Origin of the sequence: Mycobacterium sp. (genome assembly GCF_049585075.1) — a bacterium.
Classification (GTDB): Bacteria; Actinomycetota; Actinomycetes; order Mycobacteriales; family Mycobacteriaceae; genus Mycobacterium.
Genome location: NZ_JBAUZA010000505.1, coordinates 1 through 1,651, shown reverse-complemented (window position 1 = coordinate 1,651; position 1,651 = coordinate 1). Strand labels below are relative to the sequence as shown.

The following is a 1,651-nucleotide window of genomic DNA, read 5'->3' as shown; positions in this document are numbered from 1 at the left end:
TCGCCGCCCTGCCCCGCTGCGTCGGTGGCGCCGCTGCCGCCGTCACCGAACAGCGCGCCGCCGTTACCACCGGTGGCCTCGGCCAACGTGCCGCCGCCAACACCGTTGGCCCCGTTACCGATCAGATACTCGCCGAAGTCTTTGTTGATCGTGTTGTCGATGGATTCGCCCAGCGGGCTGTTGATCCAGTTCTGCTCATCGGTATGAATGGCCTGCAAGAACGTCGCGTCGAACCCCGCTGCGGAATCCGACGATGCTGCGGCGCCCTCAGCCGCGTTGCTTGCTCCGGCTACGGCATCCGAAGCGGCACTCGCGCTGGTGGCCGTACCAATACCGGCGACCGAATCCGTTGGCAGCGCCAACCATTGATCGAATGCGCTACCGCCTAGGCCACCGAGATCCAGGCTCGCAGCGGAGCTGAGACTCGCCAACGCGTCCGCTCCTGTCATGGCGTGATCGACGGCGTTGATGATCGGATCGAAGATGACATCCAGGCCGTCAGCATGTGCCGCGGGGATGGCGGCTAGCGGACCGACGGTGAAGGTCAGGGCCGCGCCCGCACTGCTGCCCCAGCCGATTACACGACGCCAGCGATCCAGAGCCCGCTGTGATGGGCTCGTGTGGTTCGAGGAGTAACGTTGTGCAGCCAATCTTTGAACCTCCCCGTCGAGGCCGTCCATCTCCGGTTTCGTCAAGCTAGCCCTCGAGTGGTCCCGGCGGGGCAAAATGAACATCGAATTTTCTGATGAGCCTCTGGGGACGCAATCCGCCCTATCGCAGATCAACGCGGCTACTTGCCACTGGCAATCCTGTCTCGAATCCGGAGAGACGAGACAGGATAGGTTGGGTTTACGCCGGAGACGTTGTCCCAGTGAGCATGTCTTGTGCCGTCTCGTTTCTTGTCTTATTCGTCATGTCTCACATCTCGGCTAAGCCGCGGGGCGAGACGAGCCGCGTGACCGTGGGTGCAGTTGGCGGCGTAGCTGGCTGGGGGTTGGTAGCCCAGCGATGAGTGCCGACGATGATGGTTGTAGTCGTGCTTCCAGTCGCTGATGACCACGCGGGCCTGAGTCAGTGACCAGAAGCTGTGGGTGTTCAAGCATTCATCGCGGATCCGAGCGTTGAATGATTCGACGTAGCCGTTGCGCCACGGCTGGCCCGGCGGAATGTAGTGCAGACCGACCTGTCCGGCGGCCCAGTCCGTCATGGCGGTGCAGGCGAGTTCGGGTCCGTTGTCGCAACGCAGCACCGCCGGATAAGCGCCACGCTGACCGGCCAGACGGTCGAGCTCGGTGATGAGGTGCTCGCCGGTGATCCTGCGCTCGACCATTCCGCCGAGGCATTCGCGGGTGTGCTCGTCGACGACGGACACGATCTTGATCGGTTTCCCGTCGGTGGTGGAATCGAATTGGAAGTCCACTGCCCACACCTGGTTGGGCGCATCCGCGCTCGGGGTGTCGTACGCGGTGGAGGCGCCGCGGCGTTTGCGGCGTCGCCGTGCGGGAACGCGGAGCCCCTCCTCGCGCCAAAGGCGTTGAATCTTCTTGTGATTGACGAACCAACCCTCGCCGCGCGCGTCATGGTAGGCCGGCCGGAACCCGCGGCGCGGGTGGTCACGGGCGTAGGCGCGCAGCCAGGCCCGCAACGTCGC

At 64.3% G+C, this 1,651-nt stretch carries 1 protein-coding gene and 1 pseudogene; both read right to left on the bottom strand.

Translation table 11 applies throughout. The annotated features are described in order from the left end of the window. Window positions 1-650: pseudogene (locus WB785_RS23645) on the bottom strand (hypothetical protein); the annotation flags it as partial. 254 nt (window positions 651-904) lie between these two features. After that, the coding region (locus tag WB785_RS23640) for an IS3 family transposase (protein ID WP_424082350.1) at window positions 905-1,651 on the bottom strand (747 nt) is incomplete at its 5' end.